At 41.0% G+C, this 3,106-nt stretch carries 2 protein-coding genes; both read left to right on the top strand.

The window, feature by feature from the left end:
- Positions 1-113: 113 nt before the first annotated feature.
- The gene (locus ABIN91_RS19000; RefSeq protein ID WP_348053024.1) at positions 114-2,504 is read left to right on the top strand and encodes a glycoside hydrolase family 31 protein; all 2,391 of its coding nucleotides are present in this window, start codon (positions 114-116) and stop codon (positions 2,502-2,504) included.
- Between the two features lie 24 nt (positions 2,505-2,528).
- Positions 2,529-3,106, top strand: a 578-nt coding sequence (locus ABIN91_RS19005; protein ID WP_348053025.1) for a glycoside hydrolase family 97 N-terminal domain-containing protein, incomplete at its 3' end; no start/stop codon positions are given.

The following is a 3,106-nucleotide window of genomic DNA, read 5'->3' on the forward strand; positions in this document are numbered from 1 at the left end:
TGATGAGTTGAAAATTAAATATACATATAGTGAGTATCGTGGTGGTCATACCTGGCCGGTATGGCGTAACAACCTGTATAATTTTGCACCATTACTTTTTAAATAGAACCTACATGAAACGTTTTTCAAATTATATAGCTTTAGCAACTATTTTAGCTGCTCCGCTTACATCAGTTGCACAGAGCTATCAAAAAACCGCTACCGGTGCTAAAACCACTGTAAACGGAACATTAGTTGAAGTTCAATTTTTTAGCCCGGAAATCGTTCGTGTTGTTAAAGGACCTGATGGAAAAATATTTAATAAGGAAAGCTTATCGGTAATAAAAAAGCCCGATGCTACGCCGATCACCCTAAAACAACAGGGCGACGTATTAAACCTGAAAAGCACTAAGCTAAATGTAATGCTTAACCTCAAAACAGGCAGCGTTGATTTTGCAGGTACTGGTGGTAATTCGTTGTTAAAAGAAAAACAAAGCAGCGGTACATTTACGCCATTTAACGATGCCGGTAATAGTACCTATACAGTTTCGCAATCTTTTATTTTGGATGCGGACGAGCCTATTTATGGTTTAGGTCAGCATCAGCGTGGTAATTTAAACCAGCGTAATCAGGAGTATAAAAACATGATCCAAGGCAATACAGAGGATGTAATACCATTTATACAATCTGTAAAAGGTTATGGTCTTTTTTGGGACAACTATTCGCCAACTACTTTTAGTGACAAACCGGGAGAGACTCTATTTAAATCTGACGTTGGCGAGGGTATAGATTATTACTTTATGTATGGTGGTAATGCCGATGGTGTTATTGCCAAAATGCGTGATCTTACCGGGCAAGCACCTATGATGCCGTTATGGACATTTGGTTTCTGGCAAAGTAAAGAACGCTACAAAACACAGGACGAAACAATTGATGTGGTGAAAAAATACCGCGAATTGGGGGTTCCACTTGACGGTATTGTACAAGATTGGCAGTACTGGGGAAATAACTATTTATGGAATTCAATGGAGTTTTTAAATGTCGATTTTCCTAACCCACAAAAGATGATGAACGATGTGCATAAACTGAATGCACACCTGATGATATCGATATGGGCGTCTTTTGGGCCGGAAACGAAACCGTATAAGGAGATGAAGGCAAAAAATATGCTATTGGATTTTCATACCTGGCCCGAATCAGGATCGGAGATATGGCCACCTAAGCAGGATTATCCTTCTGGCGTGCGCCCTTATGATGTTTACAATCCCGAGGCACGTGACATCTATTGGAAATACATGAACAAAGGCCTGCTTCCTTATGGTATAGACGGATGGTGGATGGATTCGACAGAGCCTGATCACCTGAGTGCTAAAGCAACCGATCTCGACATAAAAACTTATATGGGTTCTTTCCGTAAAGTGCGCAACGCGTATCCTTTAATGGCAGTAGGTGGGGTGTATACCCACCAGCGCGAGGTGAAATCTGATAAGCGTGTATTCATTCTTACCCGCTCGGCATTTGCAGGGCAGCAGCGCTATGGAGCCAATACATGGTCAGGTGATATAACTTCCTCATGGGCGACTTTACAAAAGCAAATACCTACCGGCCTTAACTTCTCATTAAGTGCTATTCCTTACTGGAATGCGGATATAGGTGGTTTCTTCCTTACAAATTTCAGGAAAAAACTGGCCGATCCTGAATACCGTGAATTATACGCCCGATGGATGGAATTTGGTGCCTTTACGCCGCTGATGCGCTCGCATGGTGCTGATGCGCCAAGAGAGATATACCAGTTTGGTAAGGCGGGCGACAAGGTGTACGATGCTGCCGCCAAGTTTGTTAACCTTAGATACAGCCTGCTTCCTTACATATACAGCGCTTCATGGGATATAACCGCTCACCAATCGAGCATGATGCGTGCGTTGTTTATGGATTTTGCCGCCGATAAAAACGTTTGGAACTCAACAGACGAATATATGTTTGGCAAATCGATATTAGTGAATCCCGTTACCAAGGCTATGTATGTAAAAGCAGGGGCAGACGGAATGGTAGAGGATTTCGGCACTGTAAAGTCGCAGGAAACCTATTTGCCGGCAGGCACAGCTTGGTTTGATTTCTGGACAGGCGAAAAAATTGCAGGCGGACAAAAAACTACAAAGCAAACCCCACTTGATATTATACCTATTTACGTTAAAGCCGGTTCTATTTTACCAATAGGTCCAAAGGTGCAGTATACCACAGAAAAGAAATGGGATAACCTGGAAATAAAAGTTTATCCCGGCGCCAATGGCGATTTCACCCTTTATGAGGATGAGAACGATAACTACAATTATGAGAAGGGTAAATACACCGAGATCAAATTCCATTGGGATGATAAAAGCAACACATTAACTATTGCCGATCGTACAGGCGGTTTTGATGGTATGCTTGCTCAACGTAAATTCAATATTTCTGTAATTGGCAAATCCGGTGGAGATGTAAAAGAAATTCCTTACACAGGTAAAAAGGTTTCCATAAAAATGTAATGGGTAAATTGGATTAAAGGGTATATGATAGTTAAAAAGTTTACCGTTTTCGTATTAGGAATAATCGCAGTTGCCTGTCAAATAGTTTCTGCGCAAAAACTTACGGTGCAATCTCCCAATAAAAAGGTTAGTGTCGATTTGATAAATCAGGAAAATACTAATATTGGTGAATGGAGTTTAAAAGTATCGCATAACGCGAAAGATAAACCTTCTGAAATTATACCTAAAATAAGTTTGGGTTTATCGCGCAGCGATCAGGATTTTACCAACCTTACCTTTTTGAGTGCAGGCAAACCGGTTGTTATCAACGAAAAATATAACCTGGTGCATGGCAAAAAAGCGGTTGCTACCAACTCAGCAAATGAAGTAACGGTTTATTTTCAAACGGCAACCAAAGCTAAATTGAATGTAATCATTCGGGCTTATAATGATGGGCTATCGTTTCGCTATGAGTTTCCTGATAAGCAAGGCTCGTACGTGTTAAAAGACGAATACACAGCTTATACCATTCCGGCTACAACTACACGCTGGCTGGAAAAATTTAACACAGCTAACGAAGGTTTATATGCCGCCACAAGTGATGATAAAATTGTGCAGCAGGA

This window comes from Mucilaginibacter sp., from assembly GCF_039921305.1.
Classification (GTDB): domain Bacteria; phylum Bacteroidota; class Bacteroidia; order Sphingobacteriales; family Sphingobacteriaceae; genus Mucilaginibacter.

What these genes read in the sequence shown, in the direction of transcription:
- ABIN91_RS19000 (WP_348053024.1), top strand. Translation starts at nt 114, where the DNA reads ATGAAACGTTTTTCAAATTATATAGCTTTAGCAACTATTTTAGCTGCT.